At 31.4% G+C, this 16,871-nt stretch carries 19 protein-coding genes and 4 tRNA genes; 7 read left to right on the top strand and 16 right to left on the bottom strand.

The window, feature by feature from the left end; translation table 11 throughout:
- Positions 1-139 precede the first annotated feature (139 nt).
- The 5 genes from B0A78_RS11475 to ruvC all read right to left on the bottom strand — a co-directional run bounded on the left by B0A78_RS11475 (position 140) and on the right by ruvC (position 3,911).
- Entirely contained in the window at positions 140-505 is a 366-nt protein-coding gene (locus B0A78_RS11475) for an MmcQ/YjbR family DNA-binding protein (protein ID WP_014166081.1), read from the bottom strand.
- A gap of 226 nt (positions 506-731) precedes the next feature.
- A complete protein-coding gene (locus B0A78_RS11470; protein WP_014166082.1) occupies positions 732-1,133 on the bottom strand; it encodes a GNAT family N-acetyltransferase in 402 nt (133 codons plus the stop codon).
- Between the two features lie 6 nt (positions 1,134-1,139).
- A complete protein-coding gene (locus B0A78_RS11465) occupies positions 1,140-1,925 on the bottom strand; it encodes a cyclase family protein (RefSeq protein WP_014166083.1) in 786 nt (261 codons plus the stop codon).
- Positions 1,926-1,988: 63 nt separating this feature from the next.
- Positions 1,989-3,137 carry a radical SAM family heme chaperone HemW gene (gene hemW, locus B0A78_RS11460; protein WP_014166084.1) on the bottom strand — a complete coding sequence of 383 codons (1,149 nt, stop codon included), beginning with the start codon at positions 3,135-3,137 and terminating at the stop codon, positions 1,989-1,991.
- 222 nt (positions 3,138-3,359) lie between these two features.
- Positions 3,360-3,911 (bottom strand): crossover junction endodeoxyribonuclease RuvC, encoded by a 552-nt coding sequence (ruvC, locus tag B0A78_RS11455; RefSeq protein WP_014166085.1) that lies wholly within the window; start codon positions 3,909-3,911, stop codon positions 3,360-3,362.
- 54 nt (positions 3,912-3,965) lie between these two features.
- Here ruvC and B0A78_RS11450 point away from each other — a divergent pair, with 54 nt between their 5' ends.
- Positions 3,966-4,919 carry a lysylphosphatidylglycerol synthase domain-containing protein gene (locus B0A78_RS11450; RefSeq protein WP_014166086.1) on the top strand — a complete coding sequence of 318 codons (954 nt, stop codon included), beginning with the start codon at positions 3,966-3,968 and terminating at the stop codon, positions 4,917-4,919.
- Positions 4,920-4,921: 2 nt separating this feature from the next.
- Complete coding sequence (locus B0A78_RS11445; protein WP_014166087.1) at positions 4,922-6,031, top strand: glycosyltransferase; 1,110 nt, start codon at positions 4,922-4,924, stop codon at positions 6,029-6,031.
- 4 nt (positions 6,032-6,035) lie between these two features.
- Here B0A78_RS11445 and B0A78_RS11440 read toward each other — a convergent pair whose 3' ends face one another.
- The gene (locus B0A78_RS11440) at positions 6,036-6,512 is read right to left on the bottom strand and encodes a hypothetical protein (RefSeq protein WP_014166088.1); all 477 of its coding nucleotides are present in this window, start codon (positions 6,510-6,512) and stop codon (positions 6,036-6,038) included.
- 55 nt (positions 6,513-6,567) lie between these two features.
- On the opposite strand from B0A78_RS11440, the gene B0A78_RS11435 reads away from it, so the two are divergent.
- Positions 6,568-7,068, top strand: coding sequence for a DUF456 domain-containing protein (locus B0A78_RS11435; protein WP_014166089.1), 501 nt, complete (start codon positions 6,568-6,570; stop codon positions 7,066-7,068).
- A 168-nt stretch (positions 7,069-7,236) separates the two neighbouring features.
- On the opposite strand, the gene pth is transcribed toward B0A78_RS11435, so the two are convergent.
- The 3 genes from pth to B0A78_RS11420 form a co-directional block, all read right to left on the bottom strand.
- A complete protein-coding gene (gene pth / locus B0A78_RS11430; protein ID WP_014166090.1) occupies positions 7,237-7,803 on the bottom strand; it encodes an aminoacyl-tRNA hydrolase in 567 nt (188 codons plus the stop codon).
- 97 nt (positions 7,804-7,900) lie between these two features.
- Entirely contained in the window at positions 7,901-8,509 is a 609-nt protein-coding gene (locus B0A78_RS11425; RefSeq protein WP_014166091.1) for a 50S ribosomal protein L25/general stress protein Ctc, read from the bottom strand.
- A 30-nt stretch (positions 8,510-8,539) separates the two neighbouring features.
- Positions 8,540-9,481 carry a ribose-phosphate pyrophosphokinase gene (locus B0A78_RS11420; protein ID WP_014166092.1) on the bottom strand — a complete coding sequence of 314 codons (942 nt, stop codon included), beginning with the start codon at positions 9,479-9,481 and terminating at the stop codon, positions 8,540-8,542.
- A gap of 213 nt (positions 9,482-9,694) precedes the next feature.
- Between B0A78_RS11420 and B0A78_RS11415 the strand changes: the two genes are divergently transcribed.
- A tRNA-Leu gene (locus B0A78_RS11415) sits at positions 9,695-9,774 on the top strand.
- Between the two features lie 654 nt (positions 9,775-10,428).
- On the opposite strand, the gene B0A78_RS11410 is transcribed toward B0A78_RS11415, so the two are convergent.
- The 3 genes from B0A78_RS11410 to B0A78_RS11400 all read right to left on the bottom strand — a co-directional run bounded on the left by B0A78_RS11410 (position 10,429) and on the right by B0A78_RS11400 (position 11,617).
- Positions 10,429-11,334: a DUF3078 domain-containing protein gene (locus B0A78_RS11410; RefSeq protein ID WP_014166093.1), complete on the bottom strand. Its 906-nt coding sequence runs from the start codon at positions 11,332-11,334 to the stop codon at positions 10,429-10,431.
- 66 nt (positions 11,335-11,400) lie between these two features.
- Positions 11,401-11,474 (bottom strand) — tRNA-Ala (locus tag B0A78_RS11405).
- 66 nt (positions 11,475-11,540) lie between these two features.
- Positions 11,541-11,617 (bottom strand) — tRNA-Ala (locus tag B0A78_RS11400).
- A gap of 58 nt (positions 11,618-11,675) precedes the next feature.
- On the opposite strand from B0A78_RS11400, the gene B0A78_RS11395 reads away from it, so the two are divergent.
- A complete protein-coding gene (locus B0A78_RS11395) occupies positions 11,676-12,008 on the top strand; it encodes a 2Fe-2S iron-sulfur cluster-binding protein (protein WP_014166094.1) in 333 nt (110 codons plus the stop codon).
- A 79-nt stretch (positions 12,009-12,087) separates the two neighbouring features.
- On the opposite strand, the gene B0A78_RS11390 is transcribed toward B0A78_RS11395, so the two are convergent.
- The 4 genes from B0A78_RS11390 to rbfA form a co-directional block, all read right to left on the bottom strand.
- Positions 12,088-12,861, bottom strand: a complete 774-nt coding sequence (locus B0A78_RS11390; RefSeq protein ID WP_014166095.1) for a DUF3050 domain-containing protein — start codon at positions 12,859-12,861, stop codon at positions 12,088-12,090.
- 80 nt (positions 12,862-12,941) lie between these two features.
- The gene (locus B0A78_RS11385; protein WP_014166096.1) at positions 12,942-14,120 is read right to left on the bottom strand and encodes an acyl-CoA dehydrogenase family protein; all 1,179 of its coding nucleotides are present in this window, start codon (positions 14,118-14,120) and stop codon (positions 12,942-12,944) included.
- A 397-nt stretch (positions 14,121-14,517) separates the two neighbouring features.
- The gene (locus tag B0A78_RS11380; protein WP_041253256.1) at positions 14,518-15,726 is read right to left on the bottom strand and encodes an ABC transporter permease; all 1,209 of its coding nucleotides are present in this window, start codon (positions 15,724-15,726) and stop codon (positions 14,518-14,520) included.
- Between the two features lie 4 nt (positions 15,727-15,730).
- Positions 15,731-16,123: a 30S ribosome-binding factor RbfA gene (gene rbfA, locus B0A78_RS11375; RefSeq protein ID WP_014166098.1), complete on the bottom strand. Its 393-nt coding sequence runs from the start codon at positions 16,121-16,123 to the stop codon at positions 15,731-15,733.
- 84 nt (positions 16,124-16,207) lie between these two features.
- Here rbfA and mce point away from each other — a divergent pair, with 84 nt between their 5' ends.
- Together mce and B0A78_RS11365 are read left to right on the top strand one after the other, a co-directional pair.
- Positions 16,208-16,612, top strand: a complete 405-nt coding sequence (gene mce / locus B0A78_RS11370; protein WP_014166099.1) for a methylmalonyl-CoA epimerase — start codon at positions 16,208-16,210, stop codon at positions 16,610-16,612.
- Between the two features lie 86 nt (positions 16,613-16,698).
- Positions 16,699-16,772 (top strand) — tRNA-Ile (locus tag B0A78_RS11365).
- Positions 16,773-16,871: the final 99 nt, after the last annotated feature.

Here is a 16,871-nt window from a genome sequence, read left to right as displayed (position 1 = left end):
CCAAAAAATTAATCTGAGCCAAGAAAATTTTAAATAAGTCAAAAAACTTTTTTGATTTAAACGTTGAATCAATGGCTGTATTTTGGGTGATATGAGTCCAATCGGTATCTAATAAAACAGAATAATGCGATCAAAACTATTAAAAAGTTGAAATTTCTACTTGTGTTTTTTGACTTAAACTTTTAAATACTAAATCATAAGAATGATTAATGAGATCTAATAACATTTTATCAGAAACATCATTATGGCATTTAATCGTATTCCAATGTTTTTTATTCATGTGATAGCCTGGTAATACGGCATCATACTCAGCACGTAATTGTTCGGCTCTTTCGGGATTACATTTTAAGTTGATAGATGGTGTTTCTTTTTCCCATCCTTGTAAAGAAGTCAAACAAAATATTTTCCCACCTATTTTAAACACCAAGGTGTCTTTGTCAAAAGGGAAATGTTCGGTTACTCCTTTTTTTGATAAGCAAAAATCGTAAAGTTGTTGTATGTCCATTTTTATTTTTTTAAACCCAGATTATACGTTAGACTTTCTGATGAAGATAAAAAGGGCAAATCAAGTAAAAATACATAAAAATTTTTACTACAGCTGTAGTTTTCTCACATTGATGACAAAAAATGGAGTGCTTTTTTAGATTCAAAGTCATTTTTATTTGTAATAAATTTCTAATCCATAATATGAATTAAAAGAAATGAGTTTATAATTTCTGGTTATATCTTATTTACGTTATTATTTTTTCCATCATTCGTTCAGGTGAAGCAAGCTGTTTAAAACCAAATTTTTTATATAAAAAATGAGCATCTCTGGTAGCTAAACGCCAGATTTTTACTTCTTGTAAACTGGATTCCTCTAACAAAGCCTTTATTAAAACTGAAGAGTACCCATTGCCACGATAATCTGGGGCTAGAAAAACATCCATTACATAAGCAAAGACTACATAATCTGTAATAACTCTAGCAAAACCAATTTGTTTTTCATCCAGATACAAACCAAAGCATACGGAAGTATCTATGGTTTTTTGCACTTCTTCTATTGTTCGTGGTGCTGACCAATAAATGTCTTTTAAGAAGTGTTGGATAAACAGAATATCTAATCTAAGTTTGTCGGTTGAAACTTCTAGCATTTTAGGTTATTTAAAAGGATCTTTAGCGTATAAAACTGGTTTACTAGGGCTGGCATCGTTTTCAAAAGAAACGGTTTGTAAATTTAATAAATAGGTTCCATCAACAATTGTGTCGTCAACAAAAATCATTTCAGTAATTGTACAGTCTAAGCGAGCATCTGAATTTAATTGATTACTGTCTTTTACATTCCAAAATGCTTTATGTGCTAAGAGCTTACCCTGATCATTTTCTCTATCTATACTAGGGAGGTCAACTAATAAGTGTTTGATACCTAGTTCACGTAGATAAATAGCAGCCTCTTCTGTTAGATAAGGAGGATTGGTATGCGAATAGTTTTTTGATTTTTTATCAATGGTATTAGGTAAAGTGCGTATTACTAATGCTTGAATGGAGTTGTATGATTTTTCCCATTCGGTTGTAGTAGCCCGTTTATTTTCTAATATTTTTTTTGTAATAACCAAATCGCCTTCTATTTGTTCAGGTTGCACCGTAATTACCTCAGTTACAAAAAAGAATTCTTTTAAACACTGATTGATGCTATAGGTTTGTTTGGTAATATGACCTAAACATTCGGTGTGTGTGCCATGTCCGTGTGGGTTAAAAGAAATAGTATTGAAATTAATTGCACTTCCTTCAGAAACTTTTCCTACCCAGTCTCCGAAACGAACAGGTTCTATTACGGGTTTTTCTATATACCAAGCAATCGGGTTTGTTTCGGTATTGCTTAATGGAATGGAAATATCATAGGGTTTTGATATATCAAAAGTAAGGTGGTTTATTTTTAAAATCATTTTGAGACAATTATCATAAAGAATTCCACAAGCCACACAAAATGGGGTAGACTTTATGTTTTTTTAGTGTCCTTTATGAGGACTCAAATTTAAAAAAAATAAGTCTGAAGCAATCCCATCACAAAAAAATTTCCCCTTTCGAGTAGTTCTTAAAATATTGTTGCTTACCTCTAATTGCTTGTTATTTATAAAAGGTTGTGCATTTTTTATCAAATATTCAAGATAGTTGTTTCCAAACTCTTCTTTAATACGTTCTAAAGAAACCCCCCAAATAGTTCGCAATCCAGTCATGATGTATTCATTGTAACGATCAGTTAATGTGAGAGTTTCTACTTCGCTTGGTAAGATATCTTTTTGTATAGATTTTATGTAAAGAGGATTGTTAGCAATATTCCAACTTCGATTGATCCCATCATAACTATGTGCTGATGGTCCTATTCCAATGTATTTTTGGCCTAACCAGTACGCTGAGTTGTTTTTAGAAAAATAGTTTTCTTTTCCAAAATTAGACAGTTCGTAATGCACAAAACCATTTTTGGCTAGTGTATCAACTAATATTAAAAACTGTTCATGAGCTACTGCTTCATCTATAGATGGAACTTTTCCTGTTTGAATAAACTTTTGTAATGCTGTTTTGGGTTCTACAGTTAGAGCATAACTGGAAATGTGTGAGATTCCTAAATTGAGTAACGTTTGAATATTATTTAGCCACATTTCATTTGTAAGTCCAGGAATACCATAAATTAAATCTACTGAAATATTATCAAAATAATGGGTTGCTAGTTCTAAACATTCTTTTGCTTCATTAGCATTATGTGCTCGATTCATCAGTTGTAAATCTGTTTCACGAAAAGATTGTACACCTATACTTAGCCTATTTATTTTAATATTTGCCCATTCAATTATTGTATTTTGCTTTAAATCGTCAGGATTTGCTTCAAGAGTAATTTCTGGATTATCAACTACCTTGTAGTTTTTGTAAATTTCGTTAATCAAAAAATTTATATCTTCAATTTGTAATATAGAAGGAGTTCCTCCTCCAAAATAAATAGTTTCTACTACCTCATTTTGGAATTCTTTTTTTCGCATAACGATTTCTTTTGCCAATGCTTGTACCATTTCATCTTTTTTCTTTAATGAAGTCGAAAAGTGAAAATCGCAATAATGACAAGCTTGTTTGCAAAAAGGGATGTGAATATAGATACCGCTCATTTTAATGTCTTTCAATCAAACGATTCGTTTTTAGATTACCATATATAATGCTCATTATCAATTTTTTTATGTTTTTCATTTCAAATGAAGAGCATTTAAAAAATCTAATAATTTCAATGTTTTATTAACGCTTTTAAGCTATATAGATTTTGTGTTTAATATACTCATAAAACTTTAAAATAGATTAGGGTGGTTTTTTAAAAGAGGAATATTAAAGGGCTTTTATTTAATTCTTGATTCGTTTTGTTTAATAAAAGCTTCCCATCCACTGTATTGTTGTCCTAATTCGATTCGTCCAGAATTAAAAAAATGGCAAACGGCTGCTGCTAAACCATCCGTAGAATCTAGGTTTTTGGGGAGTTCTTTTAGTTTTAAAAGTTGTTGAAGCATCTTAGCTACTTGTTCTTTACTGGCGTTACCATTTCCTGTAATTGCCATTTTTATTTTTTTAGGTTCATATTCGGTTATAGGGATTTGACGAGATAGACCAGCAGCCATAGCTACTCCTTGTGCACGTCCTAATTTTAGCATTGATTGTACGTTTTTGCCAAAAAAAGGAGCTTCAATAGCAATTTCATCAGGAGTATAAGTATCTATGAGTTCTATAGTGCGTTCAAAAATTTTTTGAAGTTTTATATAATGATTGTCGTATTTACTCAATAATAATTCATTGAGTTGGATAAATTCCATTTTTTTATTGATTACTTTAATCAATCCAAAACCCATAATGGAAGTTCCTGGGTCAATGCCTAAAATTATTCTTTCGTTTGCCAAATTTTTTGTTTCAAGTTTCAAATTTCAAGTTCAAAGTTTTGTTACTTTGCTCCAATGCAAGAAATATTCAACAAAGCTAAACAATTCTTGACACTTCTGCTTAAACTAATGATAGTGGGAGGTGCTTTTTATTTTATATATAAAAAATTGTCAAGTGAATCTGTTATGGATTTTGATCGGTTTAAAAATCAAATCCTCTCGAAACAACCTGGGTATGCCATTGTTTTTATTTTGTTCTTGTCTGTTTTGAACCGTTTTTTTGAAATTTTAAAATGGCAAAATTTGACTCAAGAAATAAAAACTCTTTCCATAGCAGAATCTACTAAACAGGTTTTAGGAGCTTTAACTTTGGCTTTATTTACTCCTAATGGTATAGGAGAATATGCGGGAAAAGCATTGTTTTTCAAAAAGAATCAAGCTAAAAAAGTTATTTTCCTAAATCTGATTTGTAATGGAGTTCAACTGCTTTTAACTGTTTTTTTTGGAGTATTAGGATTGTTGTATTTTAATATTCATTTTCAAATTATAAATTTTAAAGAGGGGTTTATTATTATAGGGATCTTAGTTTTCTTGATTGTAGTTATCATAGTACTAAAAAGAGTCAAGATCGGAAAATATTCAGTTGAAAAACTTATCCATACGATTAATGCGATTCCTAAAAAAAGACATCAAAAAAATATTCTTTTAGGCGTTTTACGTTATTTAACATTTTCGCATCAATATTACTTTCTATTTTTGATGTTTGGAGTTGACTTGCCTTATTTACTTTTAATGAGTGTAATTGCATCGGTCTATTTTTTAGCATCGTCATTGCCCTCTTTTCAATTTTTAGATTTTGCAATAAAAGGAAGTGTTGCTGTTTTTTTCTTTGGGTTATTAAAGGTTAACGAATGGGTTGTGCTTTTTATTAGTACTTTAATGTGGGGATTAAATACTGTTTTGCCTGTAATTATAGGAAGTTATTTTGTGCTAAATTTTAAATTAGTAAAACCACAAATAGAAGAATAAAAATGGAAGTTTTTATATTGATTGTTTATTTAGTTTTAATCGGATATAGTGTCAATATTCTTTGGTTATGTATAGGTTTTACCAAGGTTAGAATTTTTTCGTACAAGGAAGTTTATCCTACAACTAAATTTTCAATAATTGTTCCTTTTCGAAATGAAAATAAAAATTTACCTAATTTGTTGGCTTCTTTTGAAAGATTAAATTATCCCAGCCATTTATTTGAAGTAATTTTGGTAGATGATGATTCTGATGATCGATTTGAAATTCCAGATTCCAGATTCCAGATTACTCTAATGAATACTATTAGAAAAACGAATTCTCCCAAGAAAGATGCTATTAATAGTGCTATTCCAATCGTACAAAACAATTGGGTTATAACTACGGATGCTGATTGTACAGTAAATAAAAAATGGTTGAGTATTTATGATGCTTTTATTCAGGAAAAGACACCTAAAATGGTAGCTTCTGGAGTGTTATTTAGTCCTGTTAAGAGTTTTTTACAAAATTTTCAGTTTTTAGATTTGTTAAGTTTACAAGGAACCACTATAGGAAGCTTTGGTAATTGTCAAGCCTTTATGTGTAATGGAGCTAATCTTTGTTATCAAAAAACTTTTTTTGAGGAATTAAGAGGATTTGAAGGTAATGACGAGATAGCTAGTGGAGATGATGTTTTTTTGCTTCAAAAAGCCGTTCAAAAAGATCCTAAAAAGGTCTATTTTCTTAAAAATACATTGGCAACAGTTTGTACAAAACCTGAAAATTCATTTAAAAAACTCTTGAATCAACGAGTTAGATGGGCGAGTAAGATAGCTAATTATCAATCTATTTATAGTAAGCAATTGGGGCTTTTTGTTTTTTTAATGAATTTTTCTTTGATATTACTTGCTTGTGGTTTTCTTTTCCTAAATTTTGAAGGACAACTCTTGCTTATGGTCTTTGCTATCAAATTTTTGGTTGATTATATTCTTTTTAGAATGTCTTCTGAGTACTTTGGAAAATCATTAAAATATTTAATTCTTTCAACTATTTTATATGCTTTTTTTAGCTCATTCGTTGTAATTTATTCTTTATTTGGTAAATACGATTGGAAAGGCAGAACTTTTATGAAATGAAAAATTATTTGATTTTAATTGGAATGAAAAATTCTGATTTTACTTTCATTCCTCTTTTAATTGCTGGTTCAATAGTCGGGAAATTAATTAATTTAGAACGTAAAATACTATCTGTATATTCAGGATCAAGCGCGCTAGAAGGGAGAATCGTTGAAAAATCTACTTTTGAATCAGGATGAATTATAATTCTTATTTTTAAAGAGTCTAGTCTAGGTAATAATTTTCTAACGGTGTCTGTTGCTATTTTTTCATAAATATTCTTTGTCAATACTTGAAAAAAACATTCTTTCTTTAATTCTTTATCAGTTATAGATTCACATTCCGTTATAGAAGGATACTCATCTACGGTATTCCAATTTATTTTACTTAATTCTTTTTTTAAAAGATCCTCTTTGTTAGGTTCTTTTTTTTCGAAGTATTGACAGCTTACTACAGAAAAAAAAGCGATCAATAAGAGTAAGTTACTTTTTATTAGTTTCATTGTGTTAATTTTTTTTAATATTTATATTTATAAGACAAAAGTAACAAAATATTCTATGGATTTAGTATTGGTAATTATTGGTTTTTTGTGCATTTTAATAGGAATAATAGGTAGTGTTTTACCAGCTCTACCAGGACCTGGTTTGAGTTGGGTAGGGATGTTACTCTTGTATCTTACCAAGACCATTCCTAATAATTATTGGTTTTTAGGCACCACATTATTCATTACTATAGTGATCATAGTTCTTGATTATTTTATTCCAGCGCAGGGAACTAAGCGTTTAGGGGGCTCTAAATATGGTGTGTGGGGAACTAATATAGGGTTAATTATTGGTCTTTTTATGCCTCCTATTGGTTTTTTGATAGGCCCTTTTTTGGGGGCTTATTTAGGGGAATTGTATTTTGAGAATCAAAATCACTCAAGAGCATTTAAAGCAGCCTTAGGAGCATTTATAGGTTTTCTTACTTCTACTGTAATAAAATTAATTGTTTGTGTGGCTTATTTAGGATGGTTTATTTATCTTTTTTGGATTTATAAAAAACAGTTAGTGTTATAAAAAATAATAACAATTATTTTGTTTTATAAGTGTGAAGAAACTCGTCTTAATCTTTAAAAGTCGTTCTGATGTAGTATACGTTTTGTGTCCTCGTATAATTTAGTACTAAAAAGAATAATCGGATAGTCTTATTGTATTAAATTCTTTTAACGGATTGTATTTTAAAAATTATTTACCATTAAATGTTGTCATGGCGTTTTCTAGTCCTGCCAAAACAAAAGATTCAATAGCAGCAATAGACTGTTCTAAACGTTCTGTTAATTTTGCTTTTTCTATTTCGTCCCATTCACCTAATACATAATCCACTTGTTTTCCTTTTTTGAAATCATCGCTTATTCCAAAACGAAATCTTGGGTAATCTGTTGAGTTAAGCAATAATTGTATGTTTTTTAATCCATTATGTCCACCATCACTACCTTTCGGTTTAATGCGTAGAGTTCCAAAAGGTAAATTTAAGTCATCTGTAATTACAAGTATATTTTCTTTGTTAATTTTTTCTTTATCCATCCAATATTGAACGGCTTTGCCACTTAAGTTCATATAGGTATTTGGTTTTAGTAAAAATAAGGTTTTTCCCTTTAATTTTATTTCTGCCATTGCGCCCAGTTTTACGGTAGTAAACTCAGCGTTGTGTTTTTTAGCTAAAAAATCAACGACTTTAAAACCTATGTTATGACGGGTGTTAATATATTCTGCACCTATGTTGCCTAAGCCTATTATTAAAAATTTTTTCATCGGATAATGCCTAACTATATTTATTTGTAAAAAAGGGGGATGACTAATAAAAAAGTGCCCACAATTGTGAGCACTTTTGCAAAATATTTTAAGAAAATTATTTTTTCTTTCCTTTTGCTCCTTTTTCTGCTTTTGCAGCCTCTTGAGCAGCTTTCATTGCAGCACGTGAAATTCTTACTTGACATACTACAGTATTGTCTGGGTGTAAAAATTTGTAAGTATCTGTATAAAGTTTAGTAATATATAATTTATTACCCATTTCTAATTCAGAAATGTCTGTTTCGATAAAGTCAGGTAAATTAGCTGGTAAAGCTTTAACTTTTAATTTACGTTGGTTAAGACGTAATACACCACCAGCCATAACACCTTTAGAGTTACCAACAATCTTCACAGGAATTTCCATAGTAACTTCTTTGTTTTCAAATAATTGATAGAAGTCAATATGTAAAACTTTATCTGTTACTGGGTGGAACTGGATGTCTTGTAATACAGCATTAAAAGTTTTTCCATTCTCTAACTCAATCACAACTGTGTGAGCATTAGGAGTGTAAACCAAGTTTTTAAACGCTTTTTCTTCAGCTGCGAAGTGTACTGGTTGATCTCCTCCGTATAACACGCAAGGAACCATTCCAGCATTACGTAAGGCTTTAGTAGATACTTTACCCACGCTTTCTCTTTCAGATCCTTTAATTGTAATTGATTTCATTTAAAAAAATATAAAAATTAATAATATAATTTACATAATAAATTTGCTGCTTATTGAATTGTTGTAATGTACCATGCGCATTACATCAGCAAACAATTCAGCACAACTTACGACTCTTATTTTTGTTGATTCTCTTTTAAGCGGTATCGAATCCGTTACGATCAACTCTGTTAGGCTTGAGTTTTCTATTTTATCTATTGCATTGCCAGACAAAATAGCATGAGTACAAATAGCACGTACACTCAAAGCTCCTTTTTCTAGCATTAGATCAGCCGCTTTGGCAAGTGTACCTCCTGTATCGACCATGTCATCAACAAGAATTACATTTCGCCCTTTTACTTCACCTATCAACTCCATTGATTCAATCACATTCGCTGCTTTTCTTTGCTTATAGCAAATTACTACATCTGAACTTAGAAACTTAGAGTAAGCATAAGCTCTTTTTGACCCTCCCATATCGGGAGATGCTATTGTTAAATTTTCTAAACCTAATGATTGAACATACGGTAAGAAAATTGTAGAAGCAAATAAATGATCTACTGGTTTTTCGAAGAAACCTTGAATCTGATCAGCATGTAAATCCATTGTCATGATCCGCGTAGCTCCTGCACTTTCAAGCAATTTTGCTACCAATTTGGCTCCTATGGGAACTCTTGGTTTGTCTTTTCGATCTTGTCGAGCCCAACCAAAATAAGGAATTACTGCTGTTATGTGTCTTGCTGAAGCCCTTTTAGCGGCATCAATCATTAGTAAGAGTTCCATTAAATTGTCTGAACTCGGAAATGTAGAACACACAATGAACACTCGTAATCCTCTTATTGATTCCTCAAAAGAAGGCTGAAATTCACCATCACTATAATGTGAGAACGTTACTTTTCCTAGCTCTACACCGTATTTCTTGGCGATTTTCTCGGCTAAGAATACACTTTTCGAAGAAGCAAATATTTTTGCTTCCGGCTCTAAATGTGGCATTAGGTTATTTTTTTTATATCAATTAAACTATTTTTTTTGAAGCTTTTTAAAGAAACAAAAATAACAATTCATTTGATTGTAGTTAGTTATGTGTTGTGTTGCTTTTAACGCGTTGCAAATTTAGAAATTAAAATCAACTTGAAAACATATTTTTTAATATTTTTTTATGATTATTAATTTTTTTTTCTACATTTGCACTCACAATTCAGCAACGCCCGGATGGCGGAATTGGTAGACGCGCACGACTCAAACTCGTGTTCTACGGAGTGTGGGTTCGATTCCCACTCCGGGTACTGGCTAAAAATGACTCTAAAAGAGGCTGTCCTTGTTTTTTGGATAGCCTCTTTTTATTTGAAAAAAACACTCGATTTCAAGGATCAAGAACAAAAGGGATCAAGTCAAAAGCTTGTGAATTTTGTTAAATTTATATCTATTTATGTGTTGTATATGAGTGATTTATAAATATTTCAATCTATTTGGTCTTTTTTAAGCCGGATTACACATTAGAATTTATTACAGATAAAAAATGATTTTTAATCTGAAAGAGCAATCCATTTTTTTGTCTTAAACGTAGCAAAACTATATCCGTGGGGAAACAAAAATTGTGTGTTTCCCTTTTTACTCTTTTTCTCTTCATCAGAAAGTTTAATACCATTTAAGCTTAAAATATACTGGATTAAAAAGTAAAGTTCTCAATACGCTTTTTTTAAACAACTCGAACAGATGGTTGAGTTATATAATTGAAATCATCGTTAGTTCGAGCGCGAAGCGCATCGAGAACCAGCGCTAATTTTTGTTGCTTTTATAGATGTACTATTTTTAAAAAGAAAATTCAAAGTTTAAATGGTATAACACGTAATTTGGGTTTGAAATTTTAAATAGGATCAAAATTATATCAAATAAGGAATGATCTATATGTTAATTTTATAAAGGAATTATTCTTTTGGTTAAAAAGAATAATTCAATCCGATTCCAATTAATTGTTTAAATTGTATCTTAGGTCCAGAAGTGATTAATTGGCCGTTTGTTTCGTTTTTAGTTTTGACATCATCATCATATAATAAATTTGTGTTAACGTTTGCGGAAACGTATTTGTTTACGATAAAGTCAAATTGTAATAGCCAGTTTATGTCTATATTACCAAAATTGTTTAAATAGTCCGTGTAAAGAGTTACTCTGTTTTCTAGATAAATATTTTGGTATATTTCATCTTTGTGAAAAGTTGTTATGAGTGTCCCGATTTCATTTCGGTATTTTTTTCCTTTCTCTACCCCAAAAGCACCTTCGTTTGCTAATTCAGTATTAAATACGAAAGTAGATTTTTGAGTTAGAGGAGATAGGTATATTTTAAGGTTTTGTTCTTTATTAATATATTCCGTACCAATGCCAATAAATAGATAGGCTGGAGCAAAGAAACTAGAAATAGGTTTCTCAAAATTAGGATGTTTATAGCCGTTTGTAAATTGGGTGTTGAAATTTAATTTAGCTGAATAATGCCAGTCAGATATTGTGTCTTTTTTAAAACCAAAAGTTGAATTGAACAGAAAGACATCTTCTGTTTTTCTTATTTCATAACCGTCTTGTTTGTTTATGCCATAACGAAATAATAGCTCGTTGTGCCATTTTATATTTTTATGTTGAAAAATTCTTTTAAAGTCTCCTTTGAGTAAGCCAGAGACAGAGTTGTTTCCTCCAGCATTCCAGTTAATAAAGCTTATTTGATTGATTTCTAAAGATACTTTGTTTTGTTGTTTCCAGTGTGTGATGGTGTCAGGAAGGGTGGTTGTGATTTTTTGAGGATAAGCTTTTAAAAGGTAAAATAAAAATAAAATAAGTAGGGGATTATTTTTCATTTTATTAAGAGATAAAAAAAACGTCTCATTAGAGACGTTATTGGTTTTTGGTTTTGGTTAATTTAGTGGAGAATATCGGAGTCGAACCGATGACCTCCTGCGTGCAAGGCAGGCGCTCTAGCCAGCTGAGCTAATCCCCCAACATTTTTCAAATGTATTAGTTTTTTTCTTTTTTTTAAAAATATTTTTTAAAAAAGTTAAAGTTCTGGTGGAGAATACCGGAGTCGAACCGGTTGCCTCTACGCTGCCAGCGTAGCGCTCTAGCCAAATGAGCTAATCCCCCAAAATTTTTCCAAATTTAATATATTTCTCGAAATATCTTTATTTTTGTGAAAAAAAATATGTCTTTAGATATTATAATAAAAATAACGGATAGAGAAGGTGTGGTTCATGAAGTGCAAGCGCCAACGGATATGAATATGAATATTATGGAGTTGGTTCGCGTGTATGAATTGGCACCAGAAGGGACTATTGGTATTTGCGGTGGAATGGCTATGTGTGCTTCTTGTCAATGTTATGTGTTAAATGATGTTGAATTGCCTGAAAAGAATCCCGATGAAGATGCAATGCTTTGGGAAGCCTTGAATGTAAAAGAAAACAGTCGTTTAGGTTGTCAGATTTTAATAACTCCTGAAATAGATGGACTGGCAATAGAGTTAGCTCCAACTGAGTAACTATAACTGCCCGAAAAGGAACTGTTGTATCAAAATGATAAAATATAAGTTGTGAATACTTTTCGGGCAGTTATAGGTGTTACGAAATAGAATCAATTGCTTTCTCGATAGCGTTCCATAGGATGATTCTTTTTTCTAAGGCTTCAATTGCTATTTTTTCCATGTCATTCCATTTTTCCTCATTGTCATTTGCTAAATACTCAATCATCTTCATTGCCATAGGACCGTGTTCATCTGCATCAAGTTCTATATGGCGTTCGAAATAGTAAATCAATTTTGAAAAATCTTTTTCGGGGAATGATTCTTTAAAATTTTTTAAGATAGCTGTAAACATACTAGGTATTAGATCTTCTCTTCCAAAAGTAAAAGCACTTGCAATTTCATGAGCTTGTCCTTTTTCAATAACTTTAAAAGTAAAAGATAAAAATTCTTTTATGCCTTTTCCAAGCTCAGATTGATTAATACTTTCAAAAATATTTTGAGTTTCTTCTATGTTTTTTAAAAAATATTTGATTTCGTTTGTAGAGGCACCACAGTCTTGCATGGCTTCTAAATACATTTCGTAGTGACTTAGGCGTTTTCCGTCTAAAGCTAAGTCTGATTCCTCTGCCAGAACAATTTCATTTATTAAATAGCGAGTTTCAGGGTTCGGAGAAGCTTTCCAAGGCGTGCTGGTGCATGTCAACCGGTTTTGTAAAGCTTTTAATAAAGACATGAAATCCCAAACAGCATATATGTGGTGTTCAAGGAAAATGTTAAGTGATTCTAATGTTTTTATTTTTGAGTATAAAGGATGGTTTAATAAGATATCCTTTTTGGTTTGGATATTTTTATGGATAGATTCGATGCTCATTATTTTAATAAATTTCAGCAAAAATAATAAATGCCTCTTTAAACGGAGAGGCATTTGTATCATTTTTATTTATTTGTATATTATTTAAAAGCGGGAAATCCTGTTATATCCATGCCTGTAATTAATAAATGAATATCATGAGTTCCTTCGTAGGTTACTACAGACTCTAAGTTCATCATGTGTCGCATGATTGAATATTCGCCTGTAATTCCCATGCCACCTAGCATTTGACGTGCGTCACGAGCTATAGTAAGAGCCATGTCTACATTGTTTCTTTTAGCCATAGATATTTGTGCTGAAGTAGCTCTTCCCTCATTGCGTAATACGCCTAATCTCCACGTTAAAAGTTGTGCTTTTGTGATTTCAGTAATCATTTCGGCTAATTTTTTTTGCTGTAATTGTGTAGCTCCAATTGGTTTGTCAAATTGAATACGTTCTTTAGAGTAGCGCAAAGCTGTGTCGTAACAATCCATAGCGGCACCAATTGCCCCCCATGCAATCCCATAACGTGCTGAATCAAGACACCCGAGAGGAGCTCCTAATCCAGATTTGCCTGGTAATAAATTTTCTTTAGGAACTTTTACATTGTCAAATATAAGTTCGCCTGTTGCAGAAGCGCGTAGAGACCATTTGTTATGTGTTTCAGGTGTGCTAAAACCTTCCATCCCGCGTTCTACAATCAATCCATGAATACGGCCTTCTTCATTTTTTGCCCAAACCACAGCAATTTGTGCAAATGGAGCGTTAGAAATCCACATTTTAGCACCATTTAAAAGATAGTGATCCCCCATGTCCTTAAAATTAGTTACCATACCGCCTGGATTTGAACCATGATCAGGTTCTGTTAATCCAAAGCATCCCATCCATTCACCAGTGGCTAATTTGGGTAAATATTTTTGGCGTTGCTCTTCTGAACCATATTTCCAAATAGGGTACATTACTAATGAAGATTGTACAGATGAAGTAGAACGTACGCCAGAATCTCCCCTTTCAATTTCCTGCATTATCAAACCGTACGAGATCTGATCCAATCCAGCTCCTCCATATTCAGCAGGGATGTAAGGACCAAACCCACCTATTTCACCTAGTCCTTTAATGATTTGAGTAGGGAATTCAGCACGTTGTGCGTATTCTTCAATTATAGGGGATATTTCTTTTTTTACCCATGTACGAGCCGCATCACGTACTAATTTATGTTCTTCCGTTAGTAGATCATCTAATTGATAGTAATCAGGTGATTGAAATAAATCTGGTTTCATGTGGTTTGTTTTTATTGTGAAAAATAAAGATGATAAAATTAGTTATTAGATCGTGTTTTAAAAATACACGATCTAACAAAATTAGATAAAGATTTTTATCTAGCAACTGATAAATGTTATGAATAAGATAAAAAATATTTTAGAATAAACTAGAAGTAGGAGTTGGACTTAATAATGTAGCCTTAAAATCTTTGGGTTTTATAGGTTTTTTGTTTGTTGAATTTTAAAATGTTTTTTTTAATTTTAATTGTAAACCAATGGAGGGTTGTTTTCTTAAAAAGATAGAAGAACGGATAGAACGATTAAAAGCTAAAAAATGTTTTTGTGAAATCATAGACTGTGTTTCTGTAGAAGGAAAATAGGGTCTTGATGTTTTAAAAGACTAGTAAAAAACGAATTAAAGATTGTTATTTAATAAGTTTTTAGTTACTCTACTGCCTGCGATAAAAGAGGCCATAAAACCTAAAATCATGATCGTTCCAAAGACGATGATGATATTTGTTGTTTCTATTTTAACAGGGTAGGGTAGAGAATCGGTTATTGTTATTAAGCTAAATTGGTCTTGGATAAAGATTAAAATAAGGCCTAGACTAATACCTAATACCCCTCCTATGAAAGTTATTAAGCATCCTTGTAGTAAAAAGATTAGTTGAATGTTTTTTATAGTAACCCCTAGGTTTAGAAGTGTTTTTAAATTGTTTTTCTTTTCAAGAATCATCATGATGATAGCACCCGCTAAGGTGAAAAGAGTCATGATGATTACTAAGGTAAAAATGAGGTAAATAGCTGTATTTTCAGTATTTAGCATTTTGTGTAAACTATCATTAAGTTGTGTTCTGTTTTTTATAACTACTGTGTTGTCAAAAATTTTAGTCAAATTTTTAATAATGATATCTTCACTGGCTAGACTATCTATTTTTATTTCTATAGCGGATACCTGATTTGGTTTGTATTCCAATAGGTCTTGTGTTAATCGAAGATCTGTGTAGACATACTTTGCGTCTAGATCGTCGTTAATAGAATAAATTCCTACTGGTATTAGATTCGATTTGTTAAAGGCAGTTTCTGGATTTGTAATAGCTCCCTTACCAGGTCTAGGAACGTAAATTTCAAGAATATTGTTTAAATCAAAAAGGTTTAATGATAATTTATTGGCAATAACGTTTCCAATAACAACTTGAGGTGTTTCGGGTATTAACCACTGTCCTTGATAGATAGCCTTTTGTATTTTGTTGACTTGGTTGAATTGATTGTCTATACCTTTAATTTCGGCTACATGCTCTTTTCCTTTATACATGAAAAGAACCTTTTCCTCAATTACATTACTATAAAATTTAATTCCTTTTGAATTTTTGAATTTATTAAATTGTTGGGGGGTAATTGTGATAGTTTTTCCTTTTTTAGGAAAGATTTTTAAATCGGGATCAAAATTATTACTAAAAGATAAGCTGAAATCCTTCAATCCGCTAAAAACAGAAAGAACAACAAACAAAGACATAGAGCCGATGATTATTCCTACTGAGGCTATCCGGCTAATAATGTTTATTGCATTATTCTTACTAGCGGTGCGTAAATATCGTTGTGCTATGTAAAAAGGAAAGTGCAATTGCTTAGGATTTCTTTCTTTTATCTAATAAATTAGGGTTTTCTATTGGGTTGTCTTTCCCTGATAATGCGTGATCTATTTTTTCAATATAATCCAAACTGTCATCAATATAAAAAAGTAGACTAGGAACTCTACGTAATTGTAATTTTACACGTTGTGCTAAATCATGTTTAATAAGAGGTGTGTTGGATCTTACGGCTTCTAGTATTTCTTCTGCTTTTTCTTGTGGGAAAATGCTAAGAAAAACCTTTGCAATTGATAAATCACTAGTAACACTTACTTTTGAAACAGATATAACAAGATTTGAAATTCCGTTTTTACGTACTTCTCCTTGTAAGATATCTACTAAATCTTTTTGTAAAACGTTTCCTATTTTTTTCTGTCTATTAGTCTCCATGTTGCAAACATACAATTTTTTGTAATTAGTGTTGCTATTTTGAGTTTGTCAAATGATATATTTGTCTAAATAAAAAAAATAAGAATGAGAAAAATTGAACACATAGGAATTGCTGTGAAAAATTTAGAAGAGTCTAATGAAGTTTTTGAATTGCTTTTTGGGAAACCTGCCTATAAAGAAGAATTTGTAGAAAGCGAAGGAGTTAAAACTTCTTTTTTTATGAATGGGCCTAATAAAATAGAGTTGCTTCAAGCCACAAATCCAGAGAGTCCTATTGCAAAATTCATTGAAAAGAAGGGAGAAGGGATCCATCATATAGCTTTTGATGTAGAAAATATAGAAGAAGAAATAAAAAGATTAAAAAAAAATGGCTTCATCGTATTGAATGAAATTCCTAAGAAAGGTGCTGATAATAAGTTAGTTGCTTTCTTGCATCCTAAGAGTACTAATGGTGTATTAATTGAATTGTGTCAAGAAATGTCTAAATAATTTTGTAGAATTAAAAAAATGTCTTAATATTGCAACCGCAAACAGAGAATAACTCTGAGCGTCTAAAGAGATTTACTTAGTAAATTGGTCCTATAGCTCAGTTGGTTAGAGCACCTGACTCATAATCAGGTGGTCCCTGGTTCGAGCCCAGGTGGGACCACAAGTAAAATCAAAGCCTTACAGTAATGTGAGGCTTTTTTTATTTTCTCAGGTTAAAGATTCCTTTGGATCAAGTCTAAAACGGGATCAAGTCTAAAAC

Origin of the sequence: Flavobacterium columnare NBRC 100251 = ATCC 23463 (assembly GCF_002530675.1) — a bacterium.
Classification (GTDB): domain Bacteria; phylum Bacteroidota; class Bacteroidia; order Flavobacteriales; family Flavobacteriaceae; genus Flavobacterium; species Flavobacterium columnare.
Note: the sequence above shows the minus strand (reverse complement) of the source record. Positions and strands in the feature narration are given on the sequence as shown.